Source organism: Klebsiella spallanzanii, assembly GCF_902158555.1.
Taxonomy (GTDB): domain Bacteria; phylum Pseudomonadota; class Gammaproteobacteria; order Enterobacterales; family Enterobacteriaceae; genus Klebsiella; species Klebsiella spallanzanii.
This window is the reverse complement of the sequence record NZ_CABGGS010000047.1, coordinates 292,640-317,612: the sequence shown is the minus strand read 5'-3', so window position 1 is coordinate 317,612 and position 24,973 is coordinate 292,640. Positions and strand designations below refer to the sequence as shown.

Annotated in this window: 24 protein-coding genes and 1 pseudogene; 7 read left to right on the top strand and 18 right to left on the bottom strand. The window is 52.1% G+C overall.

From position 1 onward, the window contains the following. Positions 1-49 precede the first annotated feature (49 nt). From FN082_RS29865 to potA, 6 genes are all read right to left on the bottom strand, one after another. Positions 50-829, bottom strand: a complete 780-nt coding sequence (locus tag FN082_RS29865) for a TPM domain-containing protein (RefSeq protein ID WP_235892166.1) — start codon at positions 827-829, stop codon at positions 50-52. Then, positions 826-1,284: a DUF3592 domain-containing protein gene (locus FN082_RS29860; RefSeq protein ID WP_142982894.1), complete on the bottom strand. Its 459-nt coding sequence runs from the start codon at positions 1,282-1,284 to the stop codon at positions 826-828. Before FN082_RS29860 ends, FN082_RS29865 begins: the two co-directional genes overlap by 4 nt. A gap of 184 nt (positions 1,285-1,468) precedes the next feature. Continuing rightward, positions 1,469-2,515 carry a spermidine/putrescine ABC transporter substrate-binding protein PotD gene (gene potD / locus FN082_RS29855; RefSeq protein ID WP_112216656.1) on the bottom strand — a complete coding sequence of 349 codons (1,047 nt, stop codon included), beginning with the start codon at positions 2,513-2,515 and terminating at the stop codon, positions 1,469-1,471. Continuing rightward, positions 2,512-3,297 carry a spermidine/putrescine ABC transporter permease PotC gene (gene potC / locus FN082_RS29850; RefSeq protein WP_142982893.1) on the bottom strand — a complete coding sequence of 262 codons (786 nt, stop codon included), beginning with the start codon at positions 3,295-3,297 and terminating at the stop codon, positions 2,512-2,514. Before potC ends, potD begins: the two co-directional genes overlap by 4 nt. Further along, positions 3,294-4,151 (bottom strand): spermidine/putrescine ABC transporter permease PotB, encoded by an 858-nt coding sequence (gene potB / locus FN082_RS29845; RefSeq protein WP_139537855.1) that lies wholly within the window; start codon positions 4,149-4,151, stop codon positions 3,294-3,296. Before potB ends, potC begins: the two co-directional genes overlap by 4 nt. Beyond that, positions 4,135-5,271 carry a spermidine/putrescine ABC transporter ATP-binding protein PotA gene (gene potA / locus FN082_RS29840; RefSeq protein WP_139537856.1) on the bottom strand — a complete coding sequence of 379 codons (1,137 nt, stop codon included), beginning with the start codon at positions 5,269-5,271 and terminating at the stop codon, positions 4,135-4,137. The genes potB and potA overlap by 17 nt, the downstream gene beginning before the upstream one ends. Positions 5,272-5,528: 257 nt before the next feature. Between potA and pepT the strand changes: the two genes are divergently transcribed. Then, the gene (gene pepT / locus FN082_RS29835; protein WP_142982892.1) at positions 5,529-6,752 is read left to right on the top strand and encodes a peptidase T; all 1,224 of its coding nucleotides are present in this window, start codon (positions 5,529-5,531) and stop codon (positions 6,750-6,752) included. A gap of 61 nt (positions 6,753-6,813) precedes the next feature. Here pepT and FN082_RS29830 read toward each other — a convergent pair whose 3' ends face one another. The 3 genes from FN082_RS29830 to phoP all read right to left on the bottom strand — a co-directional run bounded on the left by FN082_RS29830 (position 6,814) and on the right by phoP (position 10,158). Continuing rightward, the gene (locus FN082_RS29830) at positions 6,814-7,935 is read right to left on the bottom strand and encodes a ribosomal protein uL16 3-hydroxylase (protein ID WP_142982891.1); all 1,122 of its coding nucleotides are present in this window, start codon (positions 7,933-7,935) and stop codon (positions 6,814-6,816) included. Between the two features lie 85 nt (positions 7,936-8,020). Continuing rightward, positions 8,021-9,487 carry a two-component system sensor histidine kinase PhoQ gene (gene phoQ / locus FN082_RS29825; RefSeq protein WP_139537859.1) on the bottom strand — a complete coding sequence of 489 codons (1,467 nt, stop codon included), beginning with the start codon at positions 9,485-9,487 and terminating at the stop codon, positions 8,021-8,023. Then, positions 9,484-10,158, bottom strand: a complete 675-nt coding sequence (gene phoP, locus FN082_RS29820; RefSeq protein WP_139537860.1) for a two-component system response regulator PhoP — start codon at positions 10,156-10,158, stop codon at positions 9,484-9,486. Before phoP ends, phoQ begins: the two co-directional genes overlap by 4 nt. Before the next feature lie 288 nt (positions 10,159-10,446). Between phoP and FN082_RS29815 the strand changes: the two are divergent. Both FN082_RS29815 and FN082_RS29810 read left to right on the top strand, forming a co-directional pair. Then, a pseudogene (locus FN082_RS29815) lies at positions 10,447-11,252 on the top strand (AraC family transcriptional regulator). 83 nt (positions 11,253-11,335) lie between these two features. Continuing rightward, the gene (locus tag FN082_RS29810) at positions 11,336-11,698 is read left to right on the top strand and encodes a cupin domain-containing protein (RefSeq protein WP_142461423.1); all 363 of its coding nucleotides are present in this window, start codon (positions 11,336-11,338) and stop codon (positions 11,696-11,698) included. 53 nt (positions 11,699-11,751) lie between these two features. Here the strand turns inward: FN082_RS29810 and purB are convergent, their stop codons facing one another. From purB to rluE, 6 genes are all read right to left on the bottom strand, one after another. Next, the gene (purB, locus tag FN082_RS29805; RefSeq protein WP_139537861.1) at positions 11,752-13,122 is read right to left on the bottom strand and encodes an adenylosuccinate lyase; all 1,371 of its coding nucleotides are present in this window, start codon (positions 13,120-13,122) and stop codon (positions 11,752-11,754) included. Positions 13,123-13,125: 3 nt separating this feature from the next. Next, positions 13,126-13,767 carry a high frequency lysogenization protein HflD gene (hflD, locus tag FN082_RS29800; protein WP_139537862.1) on the bottom strand — a complete coding sequence of 214 codons (642 nt, stop codon included), beginning with the start codon at positions 13,765-13,767 and terminating at the stop codon, positions 13,126-13,128. 59 nt (positions 13,768-13,826) lie between these two features. Further along, entirely contained in the window at positions 13,827-14,933 is a 1,107-nt protein-coding gene (gene mnmA / locus FN082_RS29795; protein ID WP_139537863.1) for a tRNA 2-thiouridine(34) synthase MnmA, read from the bottom strand. A gap of 38 nt (positions 14,934-14,971) precedes the next feature. Next, on the bottom strand, positions 14,972-15,448 hold the full coding sequence (locus FN082_RS29790; protein ID WP_139537864.1) for an NUDIX hydrolase: 477 nt from the start codon (positions 15,446-15,448) through the stop codon (positions 14,972-14,974). A 12-nt stretch (positions 15,449-15,460) separates the two neighbouring features. Beyond that, the gene (locus FN082_RS29785; RefSeq protein ID WP_235891687.1) at positions 15,461-16,153 is read right to left on the bottom strand and encodes a hypothetical protein; all 693 of its coding nucleotides are present in this window, start codon (positions 16,151-16,153) and stop codon (positions 15,461-15,463) included. 260 nt (positions 16,154-16,413) lie between these two features. Beyond that, positions 16,414-17,064 (bottom strand): 23S rRNA pseudouridine(2457) synthase RluE, encoded by a 651-nt coding sequence (gene rluE / locus FN082_RS29780; protein ID WP_139537866.1) that lies wholly within the window; start codon positions 17,062-17,064, stop codon positions 16,414-16,416. A gap of 236 nt (positions 17,065-17,300) precedes the next feature. Here rluE and icd point away from each other — a divergent pair, with 236 nt between their 5' ends. Beyond that, positions 17,301-18,551 carry an NADP-dependent isocitrate dehydrogenase gene (gene icd, locus FN082_RS29775; protein ID WP_004131480.1) on the top strand — a complete coding sequence of 417 codons (1,251 nt, stop codon included), beginning with the start codon at positions 17,301-17,303 and terminating at the stop codon, positions 18,549-18,551. Between the two features lie 118 nt (positions 18,552-18,669). Here the strand turns inward: icd and FN082_RS29770 are convergent, their stop codons facing one another. Then, positions 18,670-19,362, bottom strand: coding sequence for an XRE family transcriptional regulator (locus tag FN082_RS29770; protein ID WP_139537867.1), 693 nt, complete (start codon positions 19,360-19,362; stop codon positions 18,670-18,672). A 474-nt stretch (positions 19,363-19,836) separates the two neighbouring features. On the opposite strand from FN082_RS29770, the gene FN082_RS29765 reads away from it, so the two are divergent. The 3 genes from FN082_RS29765 (at position 19,837) to FN082_RS29750 (ending at position 22,178) form a co-directional block, all read left to right on the top strand. Further along, the gene (locus tag FN082_RS29765) at positions 19,837-20,202 is read left to right on the top strand and encodes an antiterminator Q family protein (RefSeq protein WP_142461430.1); all 366 of its coding nucleotides are present in this window, start codon (positions 19,837-19,839) and stop codon (positions 20,200-20,202) included. A 612-nt stretch (positions 20,203-20,814) separates the two neighbouring features. Beyond that, positions 20,815-21,507 (top strand): hypothetical protein, encoded by a 693-nt coding sequence (locus FN082_RS29755; protein WP_142982889.1) that lies wholly within the window; start codon positions 20,815-20,817, stop codon positions 21,505-21,507. A gap of 299 nt (positions 21,508-21,806) precedes the next feature. Further along, positions 21,807-22,178 carry a hypothetical protein gene (locus FN082_RS29750; protein ID WP_139537870.1) on the top strand — a complete coding sequence of 124 codons (372 nt, stop codon included), beginning with the start codon at positions 21,807-21,809 and terminating at the stop codon, positions 22,176-22,178. A 104-nt stretch (positions 22,179-22,282) separates the two neighbouring features. On the opposite strand, the gene FN082_RS29745 is transcribed toward FN082_RS29750, so the two are convergent. Further along, a complete protein-coding gene (locus tag FN082_RS29745) occupies positions 22,283-22,843 on the bottom strand; it encodes a nucleotidyltransferase family protein (RefSeq protein WP_139537871.1) in 561 nt (186 codons plus the stop codon). 127 nt (positions 22,844-22,970) lie between these two features. Continuing rightward, the gene (locus FN082_RS29740) at positions 22,971-24,755 is read right to left on the bottom strand and encodes a diguanylate cyclase (protein ID WP_142982888.1); all 1,785 of its coding nucleotides are present in this window, start codon (positions 24,753-24,755) and stop codon (positions 22,971-22,973) included. Positions 24,756-24,973: the final 218 nt, after the last annotated feature.

Here is a 24,973-nt window from a genome sequence, read left to right as displayed (position 1 = left end):
GATTTCAGTCAGCGTAAAACCGGTCCGCTGTGCTGAAATGCCGGTATTTCTACTTTTCGCGCCTTTTACGCGTCCATAGCCAGGTGGCCAGAAAAGTACAGAAGCCGATAAGCACCGCCCATAGCGGAGCAATTTTGTGCAGTGAGAAGCCGCTATGACTTAAGAACAGGCACAGGGCCTGATAAAAGAGATTGGCTATCGTCATGGCCAGCGTGAACTTCAGCGCATAGCGCCAGCGGGTGGTGAAGCGGAAGCACCATGTGAAGGCCATAAACGCCAGTATCCAGAAGAGGAAGCCGAGCGGATGGCCGGGCAAATCGTTCTTGTTGGGCGCATCCGACGAAGCATACCAGGTGAGCGGCGGCGTGGGCTGCTGTAATAGCGCCGCCTGTAATACGTCCAGCGCGGTATTGAGTCCCTGGAACCACAGACTATTCTGCCAGTAGGCGAGGGTGTGATTCTCAATGATTAAGGCCGCGTGACTGTCCCGTAGGCGTGACTGTACTTTCGGGTCGCCAATCAGTTCAATCTGGCGGCTGTCGGTAGTGATAATCAGCAGCAGGAAGCCCTGATTTTCGTCAGCCAATGGTTTTACTGACTGTAGCAGCAGGGCTTTATTTATCGACGTGATATCCTCTTGCGTCGTCAGCAGAATAAACGGCGCAATCCCGGTTTGCTGTTTGAACAGCTCAGCGCGCTGGATAATATCGCGCTTGCTGGAAAGTGTATGGGTGGTATCCGTAAGATACCCTTCAATTGCCGGCATCGGTGCGGCGAAGCCTGGATGAAAAATCGAAAGGCAGAACAACAGGATAATTAACGACCTCACTGAACTATCCTCTGCTTCTTTTTAACGCAAGGGCGAATAAGCTGGCTACCCGCAGTAAAAATGATGCCAATCAGACCTAAAAAACCCCATTTAAAAAAGTTCATCCACGGACTATGGATTCTGGCCTGATGCGGTTGTCCGGGTGGATAAATAACATCGACGGTTTCTCCCTCGCTGTTTTCATAAAGGGAATTTCCGCTCTTTGATTTAAAAATGAGCGTGTAATCCGGCGTCGGGCGAAAGGCGACAACGGGACGCCAGGTCGCCTTGTTGCGTTTCGTACCTTTTGCATTAGGGTTACCTCTGCGCCATTCGGTATCAACAATCACGCCGGTGGTATGGATAACGTTGCTGGTAGAGCGATATTGATAATAAAAAATAGCAGCGGAGATGAGCATCAGCACGATGCCAATGCTGAGGAAGATATAATAAAGGACTTTGCCGTCTTGTTTCATGTGTACTTATCCTTGTAACACATTAATACCCGTCATATTTCAAGCCGCATCTTTGTTGGCTGCCTGCACTTACCCCGGTCACGTACTGTTTGTACGCTCCCGGGGATGCGTTTAGTTGCCGCCGTGATGCAACTCGAACTATTTTGGGTATTAAACTTAACCGAAGCCCGGCAGGCTGGTGCGATTAACGACCCGCTTTCAGCTTCTGATAATACTCTTCATACAGGGTGCTGGCGCTGCCGACGTCGTTCTGCCACTCACCTTTTTGAATCGTATCGGCGTCCGGGTAGAGCGATTTATCGTTGGCGACTTCCGGGCTTAGCATCTTACGCGCGGCGAGGTTTGGCGTCGGGTAGCCGATAGTTTCCGCCACCTGTTTCGCCACTTCCGGGCGCAGCAGGAAATTGATCAGCTTCAGCGCGCCGTCGACGTTTTTGGCGTTTGCCGGGATCGACAGGCTATCCATCCAGAAGATGCCGCCTTCTTTCGGCCATACCACTTCCAGCGGCGTACCGGCCTGGCGCGCCACCCATGCAGAGCCGTTCCACACCATGCCGAGGTTGACTTCGCCTTCCATATACGGGTTCGCCGGGTTATCCGAGTTGAACGCCGCCACGTTTGGCATTAGCTTTTTCAGCTCGTTATAGGCTGCTTCAATCTCTTTCGGGTCGGTCGTATTGCCGGAGTAGCCCAGTTTACGCAACGCGACCTGGAACACTTCGCGCGCGTCGTCGGTCAGCAGCAAGCTGCTCTTATACTCGGGCTTCCACAGATCAGCCCAACTGGTGACGGTCTTCGGATCGATCTCGTCACTATTGATGCCAATCGCCGTCGCGCCCCAGATGTATGGGATCGAGTAGTCGTTATTTGGATCGAACGGTTTGTTCAGCATTTCAGGATCGAGATTGCCGAAGTTGGTCAGCTTGCTTTTGTCGATCTTCTGTAGCATGCCCTCTTTGCGCATTTTATCGACGAAATAGGTGGATGGCACCACCAGATCGTAGGCACCGTCTTTATAGGTTTTGAGCTTGGCGTACATGGTTTCATTTGACTCGTAGGTCGAATAGATAACCTTGATGCCGGTCTCTTTGGTGAACTGCTCCAGCAGGCCCGGTGGAACATACTCGGTCCAGTTGTAGAAATAGAGCGTTTTGCTATCGTCCGCGTGCGCGGCGCTCATACCTACTGCCAGAGCCCCCGCAGCGAGCAGGTGGCGTGACCATTTTTTCATTTTAACGTCCCCTGAGTTTTATCACGTGCAATTAACTGGCTGGCAATCACCATGACCAGCGACAGAACCAACAGAATGGTCGCCAGCGCATTGACCTCTGGCGATACCCCAACTTTGACCATCGAATAGATTTTCAACGGCAGGATTTCATAACCTGGACCGGTCACGAACGAAGAGACCACCACGTCATCCATCGACAGGGTGAAGCTCAGTAGCCAGCCTGCGGCCACCGCAGGCAGCGCCAGCGGTAAAATGATTTTCCGCAGAATAGTCAACTCACTGGCGCCGAGATCTTTCGCCGCTTCCAGCATCCGCACGTCGAAGCCCTTCAGGCGCGAGAATACCGTGACCACCACAAAGGGCAGGCAGAAGGTGATATGCGAAAACAGCAGCGACCAGAAGCCGAGCTGAATACCGATCAGCATAAACAGCACCAGCAGCGAAATCGCCATCACGATATCCGGCGACATCATCACCACAAACAGCATCCCGCTGACGAACGGCTTGCCGCGAAAGCGATAGCGATACAGCGCCACGGCGGTCAGCGAGCCGATAAGCGTCGCGAAGGTGGCCGAGAGTATCGCCATGGTCAGCGAGTGCTGCGCCGCCTGCAGCAGGCTGTCGTTGTTCATCAGCAGGCTATACCATTTAGTGGTGAACCCCTGCCAGTTAATGCCAAAGCGCGAACTGTTAAACGAGTTGACGATCAAAATAATAATGGGGATGTAGAGGTACGCGTAAATGGCGGTCATAAAGCCGCCGCGCAGCAGTCGACCGATCATTCCAGCTCCACCTTCTTGTTGAGCAGGCGCGCCGCGCGCCAGTAAATCAGCAGCATCAGGCCCATCACCAGCGTTAGCGTAATGCTGGTCGCCGCACCGAACGGCCAGTCGCGAATGTTGAGGAACTGGCTCTTAATGACGTTACCGATCAGCAGGTTCTTCGCGCCGCCCATCAGGTCAGAAACGTAGAACAGCCCCATCGCCGGGAGCATCACCAGCAGGCAGCCAGCGATAATGCCCGGCATGGTTAGCGGAATGATGATGCGGATAAAGGTTTGCAGCTTGCTGGCGCCGAGATCTTTCGCCGCTTCCAGCAGCGGGCGGTCGAGCTTCTCGATGCTGGAGTAGAGTGGCATCACCATAAACGGCAGCAGAATATAGACCAGGCCGATAATCACCGCCGAGGGGGTGTACATGATGCGCAGCGGCGTATCGATGATGCCCAACCACAGCAGAAATTCGTTGAGATAACCCTTGGTGCTGAGGAAAATTTTCAGCCCGTAGATACGAATTAGCGAGTTAGTCCAGAACGGTACGATCAGCAGAAACAGCATCAGTGGGCGTACTTTCTCCGGTAATCTTGCCAGAAACCAGGCGAAAGGATAGCCGAGCACCAGGCAGGCCAGCGTCGCCAGCAGCGCCATATTTAACGAGTGCAGCAGCACGTCATAGTAGAGCGGATCGAGCAGGCGCGCATAGTTATCCAGCGTAAAGACCAGCTTGACGAAGTTGGCATCGTCGCGAGTCAGGAAGCTGGTGCCAATAATCATCAGGTTGGGCAGAAAGACAAATAGCACAAGCCAGCCCACGATGGTGGCGATCACCACATTCTGGAATTTACTTGTGTTCTTCATCGGCCAGCACAACCTCCCAGCTTTCTACCCAGTTAATCGCCATTTTCTGGTCAAGAGAGTGGTCAAAGTCAGGGTCGTCTTCATTAAAGAATTCGCTGACCATCACCATCTTACCGTTTTCCAGTTCGACCACCGATTCCAGCGTCATGCCTTTATAGTTCCGTTCACGGATATAGCCTATCAGGCCATCGGCTTCATTACTGTGGTGGATCTCATCGACGCGCAGATCTTCCGGGCGCAGCAGGACGTTGAGGCGTTGGCCTTTTTCGACGGCGAAGCTGACGTAGATGTTGCATTCGCGACCTTCGACGCTGGCGCGTACCCGCTGCTCGTCAATCCGTTCAATGACCGTAGCGTTGAAGATGTTGATCTCGCCGATAAAGCTGGCGACAAACAGATTTTTCGGCTCTTCGTAGATTTCGCGCGGCGTGCCGTCCTGTTCAATTTTGCCATCACGCATCACCACGATGCGGTCGGACATGGTCAGCGCTTCTTCCTGATCGTGGGTCACGAAAACAAAGGTGATACCGAGTTTACGTTGGAGCGCTTTTAGCTCGTTTTGCATCTGCTTGCGCAGCTTATAATCGAGCGCGGAGAGAGATTCATCCAGCAGCAGCAGGCGCGGCTTATTGACTACCGCGCGGGCGATGGCGACGCGCTGCTGCTGCCCACCGGAGAGCTGATGCGGCTTACGTTGGGCGAACTCTTCAAGCTGCACCATCCGCAGGGCATCGTGGACGCGCGGGGTGATTTCCGCTGCCGGCGTTTTCTGCATGCGCAGGCCAAAGGCAACGTTCTCAAACACCGTCATATGCGGAAAGAGCGCATAGCTTTGAAAGACGGTGTTGACATGGCGGTTTTCCGCCGGAATATGGGTGATGTCGTGATCTTCGAGATGGATTCGGCCGTTATCGACGTTTTCCAGCCCGGCGATAAGCCGAAGAACGGTTGTTTTACCGCAGCCAGAGGGGCCAAGCAGGGTGAGAAACTCACCGTTGTTGATGGTCAGATTGAGGTCGGATATTACCGTTTTACCATCAAAGCTTTTGCGAATCCCAGCCAGTTGGACCAGCGGAGATCGCGAACGCGGTTGTATATTCAATTTTTGACTCTGTCCCATGTAGACGCAGCGGAAAGCTTACCGATGCGGGGTTTGTGGTTAACCACCTTTGGTTTTACACATAAAATAATAAGGGCACGCATTCTACGGCAAACGATTGTAATCGCCAATGATTGATGCGCCACGATGAACTACCTTTACAACATTATCGTTCGAAATGGATTAAATTCTCATTTGCCGGGCTAAAAATGACCTGACGCAATATTTGTCTTTTCCGGCTTATCAATAATGTTGTCACAAAAGAAGAGGGTGGCTACATGGATAAATTGCTTGAGCGTTTTTTGCAGTACGTTTCTTTGGACACGCAGTCGAAGCCTGGCGTGCGTCAGGTACCGAGTACGGAAGGGCAGTGGAAGCTGTTACGGCTGCTTCAGGCGCAGCTGGAAGAAATGGGACTGGTGAATGTGACGCTGAGTGACAAAGGAACGGTCATGGGCACCCTGCCGGCTAACGTCGCGGGCGATATTCCGCCCATTGGCTTTATTTCTCACGTTGATACGTCCCCTGACTTTAGCGGCAAGAACGTGAATCCGCAGATTGTAGAAAACTACCGCGGCGGCGATATCGCTCTCGGTATTGGTGATGAGGTGCTCTCGCCGGTGATGTTCCCGGTACTGCACCAGTTGCTCGGCCAGACGCTGATTACCACTGACGGTAAAACGCTGCTTGGCGCTGACGATAAAGCGGGCATCGCTGAGATTATGACCGCGCTGGCAACGTTAAAGGCGAAGGATATTCCCCACGGTGATATTCGCGTGGCCTTTACTCCGGACGAGGAGGTGGGCAAAGGGGCGAAGCATTTCGACGTTGCCGCGTTTGACGCGCGCTGGGCCTATACCGTCGATGGCGGCGGGGTGGGTGAGCTGGAGTTCGAGAACTTTAACGCCGCGTCGGTGACGATTAAGATCGTGGGTAATAACGTTCATCCAGGCACCGCGAAAGGGGTGATGGTTAACGCATTATCGCTGGCGACGCGCATTCATGCCGAAGTTCCGGCGGATGAAGCGCCGGAAACCACCGAAGGCTACGAGGGGTTCTACCATCTGGCAAGCATCAAAGGTACGGTCGATCGCGCGGATATGCACTACATCATCCGCGATTTTGACCGTAAGCAGTTTGAAGCCCGTAAGCGCAAAATGATGGAGATTGCCAAGAAGGTCGGCAAAGGGCTGCACCCGGATTGCTATATTGAGCTGGTGATTGAGGACAGCTATTACAATATGCATGAGCAGGTGATGGCCCATCCGCATGTGGTCGAGATTGCCCGTCAGGCAATGGTGGATTGCGAAATCGAGCCGGAAATGAAGCCGATTCGCGGCGGAACCGACGGCGCGCAGCTCTCTTTTATGGGCCTACCGTGCCCCAATCTGTTCACCGGCGGCTATAACTACCACGGTAAGCATGAGTTTGTGACTCTCGAAGGCATGGAGAAAGCGGTACAGGTGATTGTGCGTATCGCAGAGCTGACGGCAAAACGCTAAACCCGGAGTCCGGTCCTGTAGGCCCGGTAAGGCGCTAGCCGCCACCGGGCAAACTGACGACTCAGTCCTCAAAGAACCAGTAACCGCTGTTGACCAGCGCGGCCAGTAGGGCCAGGAAGGACGGGTCTTCCAGCGCATCGCCGAAGTGCTTCGCGTTCAGCGTCAGGTGGGTTGCCAGAGCATCGAGCGCCGGGCGATGCGGGGAGTTAATTTTCTCGCCGTTGACGAACACTTCGCCGTCAATACGCAGCACGCGCAGGCCACCGAGGCGCGACAGCTTATCGCCTTGCTGTAGGGCATCATAAATCTCATCCGGCTGATACGGCGGCTCCGGCGGCGCAACGTCCAGCTCGTGACGGGACTGGGTAATAAACTCGCCAAACCACTGCTTAAAGTGCTCCGGCTGGTTAATCAGCCCCAGCATCATCTCGCGCAGGCGATCCAGCTCGGCAGGCAAAATATCCGCCGGATGATTGCGTGATGGTACATCCGGATCGGCGTAGCGCTGGCTGCCCAGTTCGCGTTGCAAAATATAATCGGCAAAACCGCTGAACAGCTCGCGGGCGTTAGGCGCGCGATAGCCGACCGAATAGTTGAGCGAGTTTTCCAGCGAATAGCCCTCATGCGGGAATCCCGGTGGAATATAGAGAATATCGCCCGGTTCCATCTCTTCATCAATAATCGCGTCAAACGGGTCAACCTGCAGCAGGTCCGGATGCGGGCAGTGCTGCTTCATCGGCACTTTTTCACCCACCCGCCAGCGACGGCGACCGGTGCCCTGAATAATAAACACGTCGTATTGATCGAGATGCGGACCGACTCCGCCACCAGGGACGGAAAATGAGATCATCAGATCGTCGATGCGCCAGTCGGGCAGGGCGCGAAACGGATGCATCAGCGCCGCCGTCGGCTCATGCCAGTTATTGACCGCCTGTACCAGCAGCGACCAGTTGTTCTCGCTCAGATGATCGTAGCTCTCAAACGGGCCGTGGCTGACCTGCCATTTACCGTCTTGATGGCTGACGAGACGGCTGTCGACTTCGCTTTCCATCGCCAGTCCGGCCAGCTCGTCCGGGCTTAGCGGATCGACGAAATTAGCAAAGCCTCGTTTCAGAACTACCGGGCGTTTCTGCCAGTAGCGTTCAATAAAGTCGGGCCAGTTAAGCGTTAATTGATAATCCATATTTATATTCCACAGCAGGTGTCTGTCAGGGATTATAACGGATGCGGCACCGGCATGATGCAGGCGCCGTTAAAAAACTGACTGTTTAGCTCTCTTTATCTTCGGGGATCTGACGACCAAAAATGACTTCCATGCAGGCGCCGCCGAGTAAACTATCCTCAGTCAGGATACGACCATCGTACTGTTCAACGATATCGCGAGCGACGGAGAGGCCCACGCCCTGGCCGGGGCGCAGCGTATCGGCGCGCTGGCCGCGATCGAACACCGCGTTGCGCAGGCTTTGTGGGATCCCTGGACCATCATCTTCCACCAGAATATGCAGGTGGTTATCGTTAGTCTGGCGAACGGAGACTTCCACGAACTCCAGACAATATTTGCAGGCGTTATCGAGCACGTTGCCCATGACTTCCATAAAGTCATTTTTTTCGCCGACAAAGCTAATTTCCGGTGAGATATCAAGGGTGATGTTCACGCCTTTACGTTGGTAGACTTTATTCAGCGCCGAGGTCAGGCTGTCGAGTAGCGGAGCGATAGGGTGCAGTTCGCGGCTGAGCAGCGAACCGCCGCTGCGCATGCTGGCACGGTGCAGATAGTAGCCAATCTGCTGTGAGATACGGCTAATTTGTTCCAGCATCACCGGCTCTGCTTCGTTGACGCTCAGTTTCTCACCGCGCAAGGAGCGCAGAGTGCTTTGCATTACCGCCAGCGGTGTTTTCAGGCTATGGGTCAAATCGGTCAGCGTTGTACGGTACTTGTCATAGCGCTCGCGCTCGCTTTTCAGCAGGCGGTTGAGGTTACTGACCAGCCGCGTAAGTTCCCGGGTGGTGTTTGGGTTGAGCATTTCACGGTGATGCTCTTCCAGCTCGCGTACTTCTTTGGCCAACGATTCGATAGGGCGCAAGCTCCACCATGCCGCAACCCACAGTAGCGGGATCACCAGCAGGAGGTTAGCTGCCAGCACGTAGATAAACCAGCTCCACACCATATAGGAGCGCTTAAGCTCCACCGGGATCGTGTCGACAACCACGATACTTAGCTGCGGCATGGTGCTGGTGGCCGGATAGATATTGATCGCCACCGAGTGGGTCATCTCTGAGCCGTCGTCCTCTTCACGGATGGCGTCCAGTTGCTGCTGAATTTCAAGGTTGTTGTGTTGCAGCATGCTGCTGCTATCAACGTCGGCTTCAATCTCATGAAAACCGTTATTTTTAAGCCATTCCGGTTGAATGCGCTTTGCCAGCCACGGCACGTCGCGCTGTGCCCACAATAAATGGCCGTTAGCGTCATAAATCAGCGTTACCGTCGGGCTTTGCATATTGAGGTTTTCGGGGATATCGACGTCAATGGTATTGTTTTCCCACTTCGCCAGCATATAGAACAGGTTGCTCTCGCCGCGCAGCAGGCGGAAGGTGGTTTTATCGAAGCTCACGCTATAGCCGACCAGCGCGACCATGCCGTAAGATAGCGACAGCACCAGCACCACAGCGGCCGTCGCCAGCAGAAAGCGGATGCGTAACGACAGCGGCAAGATATGCCGTAGTAGCCCTTTCATCCGCGCAGTTCGAACAGATAGCCCTGGCCGCGAACGGTGGTAATCACATCCTGCGGATATTCGGCCTGGATTTTTTTGCGCAATCGACCCATCAGCACATCAATAGTGTGGCTTTCGCGGAGTTCGGCATCGGGATAGAGTTGCAGCATCAGCGAATCTTTGCTGACGACTTTACCCCGATTGCGGATCAGGGTTTCCATAATGGTGTATTCGAAAGCGGTAAGCTTGATCGGCTGGTCATTGACCGATAGCTCGCGGCGCGATAAATCCACCTGGAACGGCGGAATGGAGATAACCTGTGATGCCAGGCCGCTGTTACGTCGTAGCAGAGCCTGCATGCGGGCCGCAACTTCTTCGATATGGAACGGCTTAGTGACGTAATCATCTGCTCCGGCGCTGAGCACCTCGACTTTATCCTGCCAGCCTTCGCGCGCCGTCAGCACCAGCACCGGCACCGATACATCGTGACTACGCCAGCGACGGATCAGCGAGAGCCCGTCTTCATCCGGCAGGCCAAGATCAACGATAGCAATGTCCGGAATGTGTTCACCCAGATAGTAATCCGCTTCCTTTGCGTCTTCCGCCGCATCTACCTGATGGCCCAGTTCCTGCAGCTGAACTTTCAGGTGATGACGCAGCAGAGCGTTGTCCTCAACCACGAGTACGCGCATGCCAGTTCTCCATTTCATTTATGATTTGAATAATTTAGCTCTAATTATACGCCTTTTAGTATAAACGGCTGTTAAATAAAGAATTTTCACAACCTGATTATAAACGGCTGCTTCTGCTGCTCTTATCTGCGCTATCAGATTGCTGATATCACGCGGATCTTATTCATTTTATGCGCAATTTTGGCAAACGCCCAGTACCGGGATGAGTGCGGAGAGCTACTGGGTAATGTTAATTTTTTGTGTAATATAACTGATGTCGTTTTCAATACTGCCATAGGGGTGTAAATCATGTCACAACAGAAGCGTGGTGATTGGGTTCGATTGGCCCAGTCGCCAACCCAGATTGAGCGTATCGAGGCCTTCTTCGGCGGCCATGGTTATGAGCCTCATCGACATGATACTTACGCTATTGGGCAGACTCTCTCCGGTGTTCAACGCTTTCATTATCGTGGTGGCCTGCAGCATAACCTTCCAGGTGGAACGATGGTTTTGCATCCCGATGAGGTCCATGACGGCGATGCGGGGACCGAAGAGGGATTTCGCTATCGGATGGTTTATATTGAGCCTTCGCTGATTCAGAAGATCCTGGGTGGCAAGCCATTGCCATTTATTCCAGGAGGAATATCTAGCGATCCGAGACTGTTGCGCGCTGCGCTGCCGTTACTAAAAGACGTCAATGACGTGTTCGCCCCCTCGAGGAGGAGGACGCGCTTTACGATCTGGCGCAGACTCTGGCCGCTGTCGGTGGGCTGCGTTATCGGCGTCGGGCTTTTGACTATTCCGCCGCAGAGAAGGCGCGAGAGTATATCCATGCCTGTTTTGCGCAGGAGATCACGCTTGATACGCTGTCAAACGTGAGCGGCAAAGATCGCTGGAGCCTGAGCCGGGATTTCAGAGCGCTGTTTGGCACCAGCCCTTGGCGTTATGTGATGATGCGGCGGCTCGACTTTTGCCGCCAGCGGATGCTGGCGGGGGAAAATCTGGCTGATATCGCAGCGCATGCGGGCTTTGCCGATCAAAGCCATATGACCCGCCAGTTTATCAGCCGCTTTGGCCTCTCTCCTGGCCGTTGGCTGAAGTTTGTCCGCGCATAAATTGCTGCAAGTTGCACAATCGTTCAATCTCTGCAGGCAATATCCTATCTATGCTGGCTGCCTTTAACACAAGGAGTCTGCTTATGTACCAATCGATTAATATTGCGCAAAAATTTAGGCTGTTCACTGAGCAGTGGCAGCCGAAGGTAGTGGCTGAAATGAACGACTATCAGTTCAAAGTAGTCAGGATCCTTGGCGACTTTATCTGGCATAACCATCCAGAAACGGACGAGGCGTTGATCGTGCTGGAGGGAGTGTTGCGACTGGATTTCCGCGATAGTCATCTGCTGCTTCAGGCGGGAGAGATGATTGTGGTACCGCGGGGCGTCGAACATAAAACCTCGGCGCAAACGGAAACTAAACTCATGCTGATAGAGCCGCGCGGCGTGTTGAATACCGGGGAAGAAGGTGGAGAGCGCACCGCGGTGAACGACGTCTGGATTTAATGGACCGAACGGATATGAAACCCTCTTTCCCGCAGGAAAGAGGGGCGGAGGGCTTACTTCAGTTCGTCAACCATGGTGGTTGCGCGGCCGATGTAGTTGGCCGGGGTCATCGCCTTCAGGCGAACTTTTTCATCTTCCGGCAGCGCCAGGCTGTCGATGAACTGCTGCATACCTTCAGCGTCGACACGCTTACCGCGGGTCAGCTCTTTCAGCTTCTCGTAAGGCTTCTCGATGCCGTAACGGCGCATTACGGTCTGGATCGGTTCGGCCAGAACTTCCCAGTTGTGGTCCAGTTCATCCAGCAGACGGTCCTGATTCAGCTCCAGCTTGCTCACACCTTTCAGGGTGGACTGATAGGCAATCAGCGCGTAGCCGATACCTACGCCGAGGTTGCGCAGCACGGTGGAGTCGGTCAGGTCGCGCTGCCAGCGGGAAACCGGCAGTTTGCTCGCCAGATGCTGCATTACCGCGTTAGCCAGACCGAGGTTGCCTTCGGAGTTCTCGAAGTCAATCGGGTTAACTTTATGCGGCATAGTTGAGGAACCAATTTCGCCAGCAATCGTTTTCTGTTTGAAATGGTTAAGCGCGATATAGCCCCATACGTCACGATCGAAATCGATCAGGATCGTGTTGAAACGCGCGACGCAGTCGAACAGCTCAGCGATATAGTCGTGCGGTTCAATCTGAGTGGTATACGGGTTCCACTGGATACCCAACGAGGTCACGAATTCTTCACTGAACTGATGCCAGTCAACTTCCGGGTAGGCGGCGATGTGGGCGTTATAGTTGCCGACCGCGCCGTTGATTTTGCCGAGGATTTCAACCTGATTCAGCTGGCGATACTGGCGTTCCATACGGTAAGCGACGTTCGCCATCTCTTTGCCCATGGTGGACGGCGTTGCCGGCTGACCGTGGGTACGGGAGAGCAGCGGGATATCGCGATACTGTACCGCGAGGTCTTTGACTGCGTCGATAAGCTTACGCCAGTAGGGCAGGATCACTTCGTCGCGAGCGGTTTTCAGCATCAGCGCGTGGGACAGGTTATTGATGTCCTCAGAGGTGCAGGCGAAGTGAATAAACTCGGAAACCGCATGCAGTTCGGCGATATCGGCGACTTTTTCCTTGAGGAAATATTCAACCGCTTTGACATCGTGGTTGGTGGTGCGTTCGATAGTTTTGATGCGCTCTGCATCTTCTAAGCTGAAATCGGCGACGATTTTATCAAGGTAACCGTTTGCGTCGGCAGCAAAAGCAGGAACTTCCTTGATCGCTGCGTGCGCGGCCAGTTTTTGCAGCCAACGTACTTCTACCTGAACACGGAATTTCAGCAAACCGAATTCGCTGAAGATACCGCGCAGCGCGCTGACTTTGTCGCCGTAGCGGCCGTCGACTGGGGACACGGCGGTCAGTGAGGATAATTCCATAGATCACAACTCCGGGGTTAAATGAGCAAGAATTTGTTTTGCCTGGTTAACCAGACGATGACGAGAAAACATCAGCTGCAGGCGTCCGCCGCCCACCTGGTGCCAGAGCACGGCGGAGCGAATACCTGCCAGTAGGGCAGAGCGAACTTTCGCCTGTACCTGAGGACTTTGCAGTACGGCTGGAGAGCCGGTTACCTGAATACGCGGGCCCAGCGGGCTAATCACATCAACATAGATGCCCGCCATCGCGCTGAGCAGGGTTTCAGATTGCAGATCGAAATGTTCCAGCTGACGGCGCAGGCCACCAATACGGTTGCCGAGGGTATCCATTGCCCCTTTGCTGGCGGCAAGCTTACGTTCCAGCACCATCAGGCTTAAAGTATAGCGGGTGAGTTCGGCGTTCAGTCCCTGGCGACTGCTGGTATTCAGCACGCCAATGAGGGTTTCCAGCCCGAGGCGAAGATTGGCTTCACTGCCACCGAACACCGCCAGCGTTGAATCCGGGTCGAGGTCGATGATGCTGTTCAGCGACACATGCAGGGCATCGCCATCGCAATGCCCCTGGTGCGCCAGTTCCTGAACCAGACGCGCGGCCTGGCAAACTCCGGCCAGCGCCAGCGTAATGTCATAATAATTCTTCGCCACACATTCTCCTTGTAAACCACCGGATGCCAGATTGGTGCATTCGGCGGCAAAAACGTCTGTCAGGCCTGCAGCGGCAAGCGCTGTTCAATAATACCGCCGCCGAGGCAGATTTCGCCGCTGTAGAAGACCGCTGACTGACCCGGCGTAACGGCCGCAACCGGTTCATCGAAGATAACTTCGATGCGGTCGTCATCCAGCGCTTTAACGGTGCAGGGGATGTCAGTCTGGCGGTAACGGGTTTTGACCGTACAGCGCAGCGTGCCGGTTACCGGCTCGCGGTCAACCCAGTGCAGCTGTTGGGCAATAAGCCCCACCGACATCAGACGCGGATGGTCATGGCCCTGAGCCACGATCAAAATATTGTTTTCGACGTCTTTATCGACCACATACCACGGGTCTTCGCCGCCGTCTTTGATGCCGCCGATGCCCAGGCCTTTACGCTGCCCAAGCGTATGGTACATCAGGCCCTGGTGCTCGCCGACTTCATCGCCGTCAACGCTGATAATTTTACCCGGCTGAGCAGGCAGGTAGCGGCCAAGGAACTCGCGGAACTTACGCTCGCCGATAAAGCAGATACCGGTAGAGTCTTTTTTCTTCGCGGTGATGAGGTCCAGCTCTTCGGCAATTTTACGCACCTGCGGCTTTTCCAGTTCCCCCACCGGGAACAGGCTTTGCGCGATCTGTTCGTGGCCCAGGGTATAAAGGAAGTAGCTCTGGTCTTTATTACCGTCGAGGCCGCGCAGCAGCTGGCTCTTACCGTTAACGTCAGCGCGGCGCACATAGTGGCCGGTGGCAATATAGTCGGCGCCGAGGTCCTCTGCGGCAAACTCGAGGAAGGCTTTAAACTTAATTTCTTTATTACACAGAATATCCGGGTTCGGCGTGCGTCCGGCTTTATATTCTTCAAGGAACAGTTCGAACACGTTGTCCCAATATTCTGCGGCAAAGTTGACGGTATGAAGTTCAATCCCGAGCTTATCGCAGACGGCTTGCGCATCCGCCAAATCTGCCGCTGCGGTACAATATTCCTCGCCGTCGTCTTCTTCCCAGTTCTTCATGAACAGGCCTTCCACCTTATACCCTTGCTGGAGAAGCAGGTAAGCGGAAACTGAGGAATCAACCCCGCCGGACATGCCGACGATCACTTTTTTCTGGCTTTCTGACATTGGAATACTCACTACATTGAACTTCGAGGCGGCGTATTCTAGCACGCGTCAACCGTTGAGGCACCCCCTGTGAACGGCCAGTTAAATTCACCAATTAACGACAGAGGGTAGCGGGGATCCTGCTGATAGCTGCGGATGCTCTCGGCAACTAATTGAGAACGCAGGTTTGCTGCGTTAAGAATTTCCTCAGCACTAAGCCACAGGCAGCGGTCAATATCGCTGTCATGAGGTTCAGTGGCGCACGTATCGTTAAGCTCAATGGCGAATAAGAAACGCAAAAAAGGCGTACGATCCGGGGCTATCCACTGGTGCATGCGGATGAAGTGCTGCGGCGTCGCGCGAATGCCGGTCTCTTCCCACAGTTCGCGTTCTGCGGCCTGCACCAGCGTTTCATCGGCCTCCAGATGCCCCGCAGGCTGGTTCCATAACGCTTTGCCATTGATGGTTTCTTCAACGACCAGAAATTTGCCTTTTGCGTGAACCACGCAGGCGACGGTGACGTGCGGTTTAAACATATTGCATCCTTATTATGGTTCGAACCCTTCTGCGACATCCGGCCAGCGAATTTCGCCGCTGAGTTTGTTAAGGCTAATGTAAGCGATAACAGGCGATGTTTCCGGGTCGCCTGCGCCGCGACACTGCGAGGACTGGTGATCTTCACGCACCATCATTTGAATCTCTTTTTCCGCATTCCAGCTTTCATAAAATATACAGCTATAGTCGTGACGTAAATTAAGCGTTACCAGACGCGATGCTTTGTCCGTTGATAAGGGATTGATATCCTCACGGTAGCTATCGCCGTGGTTTAGCGGCGTGAGCCGTGATTTTTTCAACCAGCCGCGCACGATATGGCGATCGGCGGTGTAATAAACGGCTTCGATAAAATCATCGTTGGATTGCTCCTGGGTGGAAACGGTATCCCCTGGGACCAGAAAAATGGTGTGGCTGCGACACTGTTCGTCAGGCATTGCGTAGAATTCCGCTCGGCCTGATCCTTGTATTTGATAGTGGTTATCCTGAGCCGGAGCGAGACTTTCGCGCTGTCGCATCGCTTTATTTGCCCATTTCTGACACTGGCTGCTGACGGTTAGGGGATTATTCTCCGGTGCCAATCCGGCAGCATTCACCCAGCCGGTGGCGAATTGCCCTTTGGCATCGCGGAAACGTACGTATCGATACTGTTGGCTAAGAGAGTCACCCAGCACCATGCTGCGGAGCACCTCGACGTTATCGCCTGCAATCAGAAATGCCGGTAGTTGGCATTGAGCCGCGGGGGCGGAGTAAAAATGCAGCCTGCTAGTCGTTTTTACCTGGGCTGACTGATAGGTGTAATCTGCCTCCCCTGCTGCTATGCCGGCTAGAGTTTCACAGTTCTCCTCTGCGAAACAAAATGATGAGATGCAGCAGAGACCCAATATACCAGGTATGACTAAACGCATATTTTTTCTTCCCTGAAACGGCAGTAAGCCGCTTTATTAAGTTATTCGACCTTTCGCCATTCGCCGTTGGTCAGTCCATCCAGCGTATAGCCACCCATCGCATAGCGAATAAGGCGTAGAGTTGGGTATCCGACGTGCGCGGTCATGCGTCTGACCTGGCGGTTGCGACCTTCATAAAGGGTGATTTTGAGCCAACTGGTGGGAATCGATTTGCGCTCGCGAATTGGCGGATTACGTGGCCACAGCCACTCAGGTTCCGTGACCAGCTCAGCGCCAGCGGGCAGGGTTGGACCATCGTTCAGCGTGACGCCGTCGCGCAGCGCGGCCAGCGCATCGGCTGTTGGTTCACCCTCTACCTGAACATAATAAATTTTACCCGTGCGCTTGCCCGGTTGGGTGAGCGCCGCCTGCAGCGCGCCGTCGTTAGTTAGCACCATCAGGCCTTCGCTATCGCGGTCCAACCGACCCGCAGCGTAAACTCCGGCAACCAGAATAAAATCTTTTAGCGTGCTGCGCCCGGATTCATCAGTAAATTGTGGCAACACATCATATGGTTTATTGAACAAGATCACAGTTTTTGGTTGGTGTTCTTTACGTTGTCTGGTGACTTGTTGCTTGCTGAATCGCTCAACGCGATGTTTTCTAAATGAAGTTTTTTGCATGGTATTTTCAGACTCAATCAATTGCCGCATTATAGCCTAATTACGAATGCCTTTCATGGACGCAAACATTCAGGTAGTATTGACATGCTCATTACAACTTATTAACAAAAAGGTTGCTCAAACCGATTCGCATTACAGGAAGGCGACACGGACGCGAAATCTCCGGTTAGCGGGATATTCCGATGACGGGAGTGGGCGAATAAAGCCAACGCCCGGCTAGCGTGAAGAGGGAAGAGCAGAACCAGAAGCGCTCGAAGGAGAGGTTAATGGAAAGCAAAGTAGTAGTTCCGGCGGAAGGTCAAAAAATCACCCTGCAAAACGGCAAGCTGAACGTCCCTAATAATCCGATTATCCCGTTCATCGAAGGCGATGGTATCGGTGTTGACGTAACCCCAGCAATGCTGAAAGTGGTTGATGCTGCCGTTGAGAAAGCCTATAAGGGCGAGCGTAAAATTTCCTGGATGGAAGTTTACACCGGCGAAAAATCGACCCAGGTTTATGGCCAGGATGTCTGGCTGCCTGCCGAAACTCTTGATCTGATTCGTGAATATCGTGTTGCCATCAAAGGCCCTCTGACCACGCCAGTTGGCGGTGGTATTCGTTCTCTGAACGTTGCCCTGCGTCAGGAACTGGACCTCTACGTTTGCCTGCGCCCGGTACGTTACTACCAGGGTACGCCGAGCCCGGTTAAACATCCTGAACTGACCGACATGGTTATCTTCCGCGAAAACTCAGAAGACATCTATGCTGGTATCGAGTGGAAAGCTGACTCAGCCGAAGCTGATAAAGTGATTAAATTCCTGCGTGATGAAATGGGCGTGAAGAAAATTCGCTTCCCGGAACATTGCGGTATCGGTATCAAACCGTGCTCTGAAGAAGGCACCAAACGCCTGGTTCGCGCCGCTATCGAATACGCCATCACCAACGATCGCGATTCCCTGACCCTGGTGCACAAGGGCAACATCATGAAGTTCACCGAAGGTGCGTTCAAAGACTGGGGTTACCAGCTGGCACGCGAAGAGTTCGGCGGTGAACTGATTGACGGCGGCCCGTGGCTGAAGATCAAAAACCCGAACACCGGGAAAGAGATCGTAGTTAAAGACGTGATCGCCGACGCCTTCCTGCAGCAGATCCTGCTGCGTCCGGCGGAATACGACGTTATCGCCTGTATGAACCTGAACGGTGACTACATCTCTGATGCCCTGGCGGCGCAGGTTGGCGGTATCGGTATCGCTCCGGGCGCCAACATCGGCGACGAGTGTGCACTGTTCGAAGCGACCCACGGTACTGCACCGAAATATGCAGGCCAGGATAAAGTGAACCCAGGTTCTATTATTCTGTCCGCTGAGATGATGCTGCGCCACATGCAGTGGTTCGAAGCCGCAGACTTAATCGTTAAGGGCACTGAAGGCGCAATCGCTGCCAAGACCGTGACCTATGACTTTGAACGTCTGATGGAAGGCGCTAAGCTGCTGAAATGTTCCGAGTTTGGCGACGCGATTATCGCGAACATGTAATCCAGAATTTGGGTTAAATAAGAACGGGAGCTTAACAGTTCCCGTTTTTTTATGCGTGTTTCGCAACTTATGGATGAGGAAAACCGCCTGTAAAGGCGGCGCTTGCGCAAGTAGAGGACTACGCGTGTCGTTTGAAGGATTGGGATTGGCTGATCATCACTTTGCCATAGATATAGAAGCGATGTTCATTGCTCTTATCCACTGACCATTCACGATATTTAGGATTATCTGATATGACGAGTAATTGGTCTGGTATCATCTGAAGTCGTTTAACGTAAATTTTATCATCAAAACCAAATACATAGATTCCATCGCCATCAAAGTCATGTACAGATATATCAACGAAGATCAGATCTCCAGGTTCGATGGTCTCAGCCATGCTGTCACCGCGAACGTTGATTACCTTGACCTGGTCTGACGAACGTCCGCCAAACATAGCAATTGCGCGCTCGCTGTTATATTCGATAGAACGAATTACATCTATAACGTCACTTCCTTGAATAAAGCCACCACCTGCGCTGGCGTTGACATCAAGAATCTCCACTCTATACACAGAGCTATCTCCAGTTTGATGCTGCTTTTTACTGTTTTTATATACAGTAATTGCATTTTCACCTGGAGTAAATAGCTCCGCCACGCTAACACCCAGTGCATTAGCATATTTCTTAAGTGATTGTTCAGTAAATGACTTCTGCTTACCGGTTTCCACGCGAGAGATGTTCGCACCGTCAATACCGACAGCATCAGCAAGATCTGCAATCTTGAGTCCCTTCGCTAAGCGAAGTTCTCTAATACGATTTCCTATGTTCATGCGTTTATTACATGTTTAATTTGCGTGATATGCAAATTAACTTGCGCAAATCAAATGTCAAGATTAATATGCGTGTAACGCAATTAAAGGGTGTGATATGCAATCAAGATCAAGAAATTTGCGCAAATCGCATGTGTCTCTTGCGTACGCTGTAAAAGTGGGGACTGCGGACGCAGGTAATCATATTTCGTGTGCGATTCAGGAGGCTAAATAAGTGAGCATCATTTCTATGCTCACATCCAGTGCAGTACTGGATAGTGGTGGAGATGTGTGAAGCCATGCATCAAGGGAGCCTGACGGCAGGTGAAATCAGAAAGCGGATCCTTGGGCACCTTGTTTCATGGACGAAGGAACTGGCGAACATGACGAGTTCATCCTGCGAGTTTACTCGCCCCATCCTTTGAAAGGCGTTGGCGCTCGAAAACTCACAGGCGATCGGCGTAATTATTAAAGATTAGTGTATGGAGAATGAATATGCGCGACCTTAAAAAAGTTTTAGGTTTGTGGGGAGGATGGGCAGCAGCAGACCATTCCGGGCTTGATTACTCGCATATAGCAGCGGGTTTCAAGGGACTTTTACCCCATTCAGGAAAATCACGTTTGTGCTGCACTGATGATGATGCGTTGATTATTGAAGGGTGCCTGGCACGGCTTCGCGATAAAAAACCATATGAACATAGTCTTCTTGTCGCTCATTATCTGTACGGAATATCTAAACGTAAGATAGCGAAGAAGCTTAAAAAAGATGAAAAAATGGTTCGCGTCGAGATTCAGATGGCAGAGGGATTCATTGATGGGTGCTTATCCATGATTAATGTTACGCTGGATATGGATACTTAATGTATCTCCCCGTGCAACTTCAAATTGCATGTGCGTTCACTTCGCTCACTTGCCGCGTGATTCGCCCCTACGGGACTCACCCTTTCAGGGCCAACGCTGCCGCTGTTCAAAACGGTTAACCGTTTTGTCCTGCAACTCGAATTATTTAGGGTATAAGCAGTGTCCCTAAAGCCGTGGAGGCATCCTTTAAATTTAAATACACACGGGATTTATTTACGTCAAATACTGGAGGTGAAAAACGCCTCTGGTGCGGTCTGCTTTATCAAGCTCGCGGTAATTATTTATCTTAGAAAGAGTGACTCAGTGCCTCTTGATTGCTACATATCCCCGGGAATGAAATAAACAGAAAATAATACTAACGCGGTCCGTGTTTTGTTGTGTAGAGTGTTAAGAGTGCTTACTTCAATGCACAACTTAAACGCTAAAAACCCTGCCTGAAATGGCGGGGTTTTGTCGTTTATGGGGCACGCAATCTGCCAATCGGAAATATCAGTTTATCAAGGCCAGTATTTGCATGGTCTTTTCTATACCAGACTGCAAAATCAATCGTAATGTACTTCGTTGAAAATCGTGGTCTGTTCAATTCTATCAATTAAACCCAAAGGAGTATTTATGTCTATTGTCAATGCACCAATTGAAGGGGCTGTTCTGATCGGTGGCACTGTAGGTAATGGTGGTGTGGCGTTCTCAGATGGTTTTCATCATGTTGTAGGGAAATCATCCCCGGTGCGAATTACCCATTGTGGAGATAGTTCTACAGTCTATGATGATGTAGTACTTTCCAGTGGTGAGCAGGGGGCCAGCGAAGGTTTCTATATGCCAGGAATGGACGGCGTCATCAGCGTCATTGGGGAACAAAGCAAAATCTGGGGCGGTAATTATTCACGAACCAGTGCTCTAGGTAACAATTCTGAGATTGAGTTAAATTATATGACTCCACCATCAACACCTGACTTCCCGCTAGAAGCTGCGCGGGCATTTGTTGCCGGGTACAGTTCGCGAATTAATGCCAGAGACGTGGTGAAGGACAGTGTTCTTATTGCCGCGGGTGAAAATTGCCAGATTAATGATGAAGGTCGTGACAATACAATCATCTGTGCCGGCAATGACGGTGATATTATCGCGGGTGAACATTCGCTTGTTATTGTAACGAATAGCAAATGCAGTTTTAATTTGTCAATCGGAGCTGTTGCGGTCTTTTGCTGGAATGATGGTGCGGCAAAACATGTGAAGATTGTGCGTGAAGGTGAAGATGGAATTTTAGCTGGCACAGCCTACACGTTTGATAACGGCGTTATTGCGTAATCACTAATAAATATTTTGCAAAAGGCACCCATAGGGTGCCTTTTACCGGGCATATTCTCTTCAAATGTTGGGTTCTTATTTAATAAATGCCAGCAGGCATTGCTTCGACTGGATATCTGCTTCTTCGGAAAGATAAATCTACTTATCCGGAGATTAAATGGCGAAATTAATGCACGATAGAGAGAGTATTGCTGAATTATCCTGGACTGTCGTCCTTGTGATAAAGTCGGTGGTAAAACCTGACATGGTTAGTCCACCAATATGAAGTAAACCATTAATTTATTTATAAAGGATAAAATATGAAATCCATAGATTTAGAATGGAGTACAACTCAGGCTATCTACAAAGCTAAAGATGGTGAAGTTATTGAGGGGAAGTATGTACGGATTTCTGGCAGTTTCACTAATCTAAGGGATCCCTCTACGTTTAATACCGATCGAGTAGAAATGATTCCGATTTTTCAGGTAGTGTTTCGCAACCTTGCTGATGATACCCTTTATTTCATCTCTCGCGTAATGCTGTTGGATACAGAAAAATCTAAAGATTCTGTTCCAGTATTTCATCATCCATTCGAGCAAACAGCAAGTTCGGCAGATGTGTTTTCTGCGTATGCAGTAGAGCGGACACAACGTCTGGCTGGAACATTTTATTCTGGTTCTGTGCCAAACTAATATCTTTAATCCGGTTTATGGACTGACCTCATAAAGTTGGACAGTTCATGCTACGCGGCTTTCAGGGCCTGGGTTTGGTATTGTATCGGACTCAGGCCTTTTAATTATTCAGCAACGATGAGCTGCAATGTAGGATAGCGCTCCATCCATCGTTTTGCGGCGACACGTTGCTTAAAAATATCCAATTTTTCACGTTCGAATGACGGCGTCGGTCTAAGACGCCGTTCAAACAGATCATCAAGCCCATAGGGCGCAATAATCTCAATAAGATCTCCATCTCCCATTCTGATGGCGACGGCCGTAGCCGTTTCAGGCCAGTACAGCAGAGCATTTTCTGTTGAGTGGTAGGGACGGTGACCATTACGTTGATGCATTCTGGCCTGATTCTTTACCGACCAGTTGAAGGTAGAAAGCTGTAGGCTGAGCCTCTCTTCAAGGCTGCTATCGTGAGTCGGATTGCAGTATTCAGCGTCGAACCAGACAACATCCACGTCGCCAGAAACCGGTTGTTGCCCATATCCATGTAAATGATCCCAGACCGCATCACGCACGAATCCTGCCCCAATCCAGCCATCACTGAGCTTTAATGCCCGAACGGCGTAAAGAGCCTTCATTCTTACAGGGTCATCTAACAATAATTCCTGCAATACCTGTTGATACTTCATAGCCTTCCCTGGTAAAAATTATTGAATATGTTGGTATCTGTCTGATGTTATAAATATTATCCGCACCCCGCTAACGATTTTTGCCTCCTTCAGCTACCTTGAATAACCAACGGCGTCTTTGTAACACTCACTCTGCCTTCAACATCCCAAAGCTCACAATCCTTGAACGCCCCAGCTCTTTTGCCCGGTAGAGCGCCGCATCCGCCGCGCGCAGCAGGCTATCGCTTTGGGTATGCTGCGGGTAGCTGGCGATACCGATGGAGACATCAACCTGACCCATCTCAGCCAGTCCATAGCGTAAGGTCAGCAGATGTACGCTGTTATAAATATCGGTAGCACAGGCCATAGCGGTTTCTTCGTTGGTGCCGGCCATCAGCACCAGGAACTCTTCGCCGCCGTAGCGGAAGGCCATCCCGATATCACGCACTGCACGCTGGATGATAGCGGCGACGCTTTTAATCACCAGATCGCCCGCCTCGTGGCCGTAATTATCATTGATTGCCTTAAAGTGATCGATATCGATCATCAGACAGCTTAGCGGCGTACCGTTACGCACGGCCAGATTCATCTGCGTGTGCAGAGCATCGTCCAGATGATGGCGATTACGCAGTCCGGTGAGCGAATCGAACAGCGCTTTTTCCAGCAGCGCATTACGTAAACGCTGGTTAGACAGCGCCAGGCCCAGCGCTTCGGCCATCAGTTCGAGATAGGCGCGAGAGGGAGCGGTGGCGGAAGTGACGTTGCTGAAAGAGAGTAGACCTATGGCTTCCCCCTGGGCAATCAGCGGCACGCACAGCGACTGATGAGCTTGTGATTCTGACAGATGATAACAGGCGATATCCGGTTCACCATTAACCGGAGGATGGCTCAGCCCGCGCCGTACGGCCCAGCAGTTATCCGGATGAAAAACGTCGGCTTCTTCCGGTGGAGAAAGCCACTGCGCAACACAGCGCATTTGCCACGGATCGGTATCGAGAATATAGAGCCGACCGGGGATCTCTGGGGCGATATTCGGCGCGAACAGCTCAGCCACCTTAATCACATCCTCGAAGGACTCGCAGCCTTGTAGCCGTTGGGTCATCCGCGCCAGTAGCTCCCGAATTGCCCAGTCGGCATCCCGCTCTTGCTCAAGTCGCTGCCGTGCAAGACCGTTCTCGCGAAAGATACGAATCGCCTGGGCCATATCGCCAATTTCATCAATCTGGGTAAACTGCGGCGTCTCAACGGCATAATCCTGTGAGGCCAGACGCTGCACCACGTCGCTCAGACGGACAACGGGATAAAGCACCCGACGTTTAAGAATAAAACCGAGGACAAACAGGAACATTAGTGCCGTCAGCCCAACCATCACTTCTGACAGCGTGCGCCACAGGCGTGATTTCTCAGTGGCCTCTGCAATGGTTTTATTCACCCGGCCTTCAAGCATCAGACGAAAATGGTCAAGCTGCGTCTGAACTCGTTCAAGTTCCTGTTCGTAGGGAACGCCGTAAAGCAGGCTGACAGCCTCTTTTTCTCCTCCTCTGGCAATATTCGCCAGCGCCGTTTTCTGTTCATCCTGAAGCTCTTCGGCAATCTGCAAACCATCACGCAGCAGCGCCAGCTCTTCACCAGTTGCTCCATTGTCTTTGAGCTTTTCCAGCCGCTGTTCAATAGCGGTTATCGTTTGAGATTGTTGTCGGTATTCCCGTAAAACATCTGGATTTTTTTGGATGACGTACAGCCGCGCGAGGTCTGAAAGCTCCCAGGCGCCGCTTTCAACTTCTTCAGTTAGCCTATCGAACACCTGCCGTTGTTCGACGGCTCTTCGTTCTGCGTTGTCCGCACTAGAGGCCATCAGCATAGCGATGCCAGAGGCGATAGTCAGGGCGACGGTGATCCCGTAGGCCCAGTTGGTCATGGTGGCGATTCTCACCGGATATATCCTTGCGTGCAGATGAATTAATTATACCCGTCATACTTCAAGTTGCTTATGTGTTGGCTACGTGCGCTCACCCCAGTCACATAGTTATCTATGCTCCTGGGGATTAATGAGAGGCTCCTGCCTCTCACCGGAGGCCAGCCTTCGGCTGGTCAAATTCGTTCCCGACGAATTTGTCCCTCCCTTGCCGCCTTTAAGCAACTCGAATTATT

Excerpts from the sequence above, each read along its gene's own strand:
- FN082_RS29745 (WP_139537871.1), bottom strand. The coding sequence starts at position 22,843 with ATGAAGTATCAACAGGTATTGCAGGAATTATTGTTAGATGACCCTGTA.
- FN082_RS29790 (WP_139537864.1), bottom strand. The coding sequence starts at position 15,448 with ATGTTTAAACCGCACGTCACCGTCGCCTGCGTGGTTCACGCAAAAGGC.
- potA (WP_139537856.1), bottom strand. The coding sequence starts at position 5,271 with ATGGGACAGAGTCAAAAATTGAATATACAACCGCGTTCGCGATCTCCG.
- FN082_RS29860 (WP_142982894.1), bottom strand. The coding sequence starts at position 1,284 with ATGAAACAAGACGGCAAAGTCCTTTATTATATCTTCCTCAGCATTGGC.
- potC (WP_142982893.1), bottom strand. The coding sequence starts at position 3,297 with ATGATCGGTCGACTGCTGCGCGGCGGCTTTATGACCGCCATTTACGCG.
- icd (WP_004131480.1), top strand. The coding sequence starts at position 17,301 with ATGGAAAGCAAAGTAGTAGTTCCGGCGGAAGGTCAAAAAATCACCCTG.
- rluE (WP_139537866.1), bottom strand. The coding sequence starts at position 17,064 with ATGCGGCAATTGATTGAGTCTGAAAATACCATGCAAAAAACTTCATTT.
- pepT (WP_142982892.1), top strand. The coding sequence starts at position 5,529 with ATGGATAAATTGCTTGAGCGTTTTTTGCAGTACGTTTCTTTGGACACG.
- FN082_RS29830 (WP_142982891.1), bottom strand. The coding sequence starts at position 7,935 with ATGGATTATCAATTAACGCTTAACTGGCCCGACTTTATTGAACGCTAC.
- potD (WP_112216656.1), bottom strand. The coding sequence starts at position 2,515 with ATGAAAAAATGGTCACGCCACCTGCTCGCTGCGGGGGCTCTGGCAGTA.
- FN082_RS29810 (WP_142461423.1), top strand. The coding sequence starts at position 11,336 with ATGTACCAATCGATTAATATTGCGCAAAAATTTAGGCTGTTCACTGAG.
- FN082_RS29755 (WP_142982889.1), top strand. The coding sequence starts at position 20,815 with ATGTCTATTGTCAATGCACCAATTGAAGGGGCTGTTCTGATCGGTGGC.
- potB (WP_139537855.1), bottom strand. The coding sequence starts at position 4,151 with ATGAAGAACACAAGTAAATTCCAGAATGTGGTGATCGCCACCATCGTG.
- phoQ (WP_139537859.1), bottom strand. The coding sequence starts at position 9,487 with ATGAAAGGGCTACTACGGCATATCTTGCCGCTGTCGTTACGCATCCGC.
- phoP (WP_139537860.1), bottom strand. The coding sequence starts at position 10,158 with ATGCGCGTACTCGTGGTTGAGGACAACGCTCTGCTGCGTCATCACCTG.
- FN082_RS29765 (WP_142461430.1), top strand. The coding sequence starts at position 19,837 with ATGCGCGACCTTAAAAAAGTTTTAGGTTTGTGGGGAGGATGGGCAGCA.
- mnmA (WP_139537863.1), bottom strand. The coding sequence starts at position 14,933 with ATGTCAGAAAGCCAGAAAAAAGTGATCGTCGGCATGTCCGGCGGGGTT.
- FN082_RS29770 (WP_139537867.1), bottom strand. The coding sequence starts at position 19,362 with ATGAACATAGGAAATCGTATTAGAGAACTTCGCTTAGCGAAGGGACTC.
- FN082_RS29750 (WP_139537870.1), top strand. The coding sequence starts at position 21,807 with ATGAAATCCATAGATTTAGAATGGAGTACAACTCAGGCTATCTACAAA.
- purB (WP_139537861.1), bottom strand. The coding sequence starts at position 13,122 with ATGGAATTATCCTCACTGACCGCCGTGTCCCCAGTCGACGGCCGCTAC.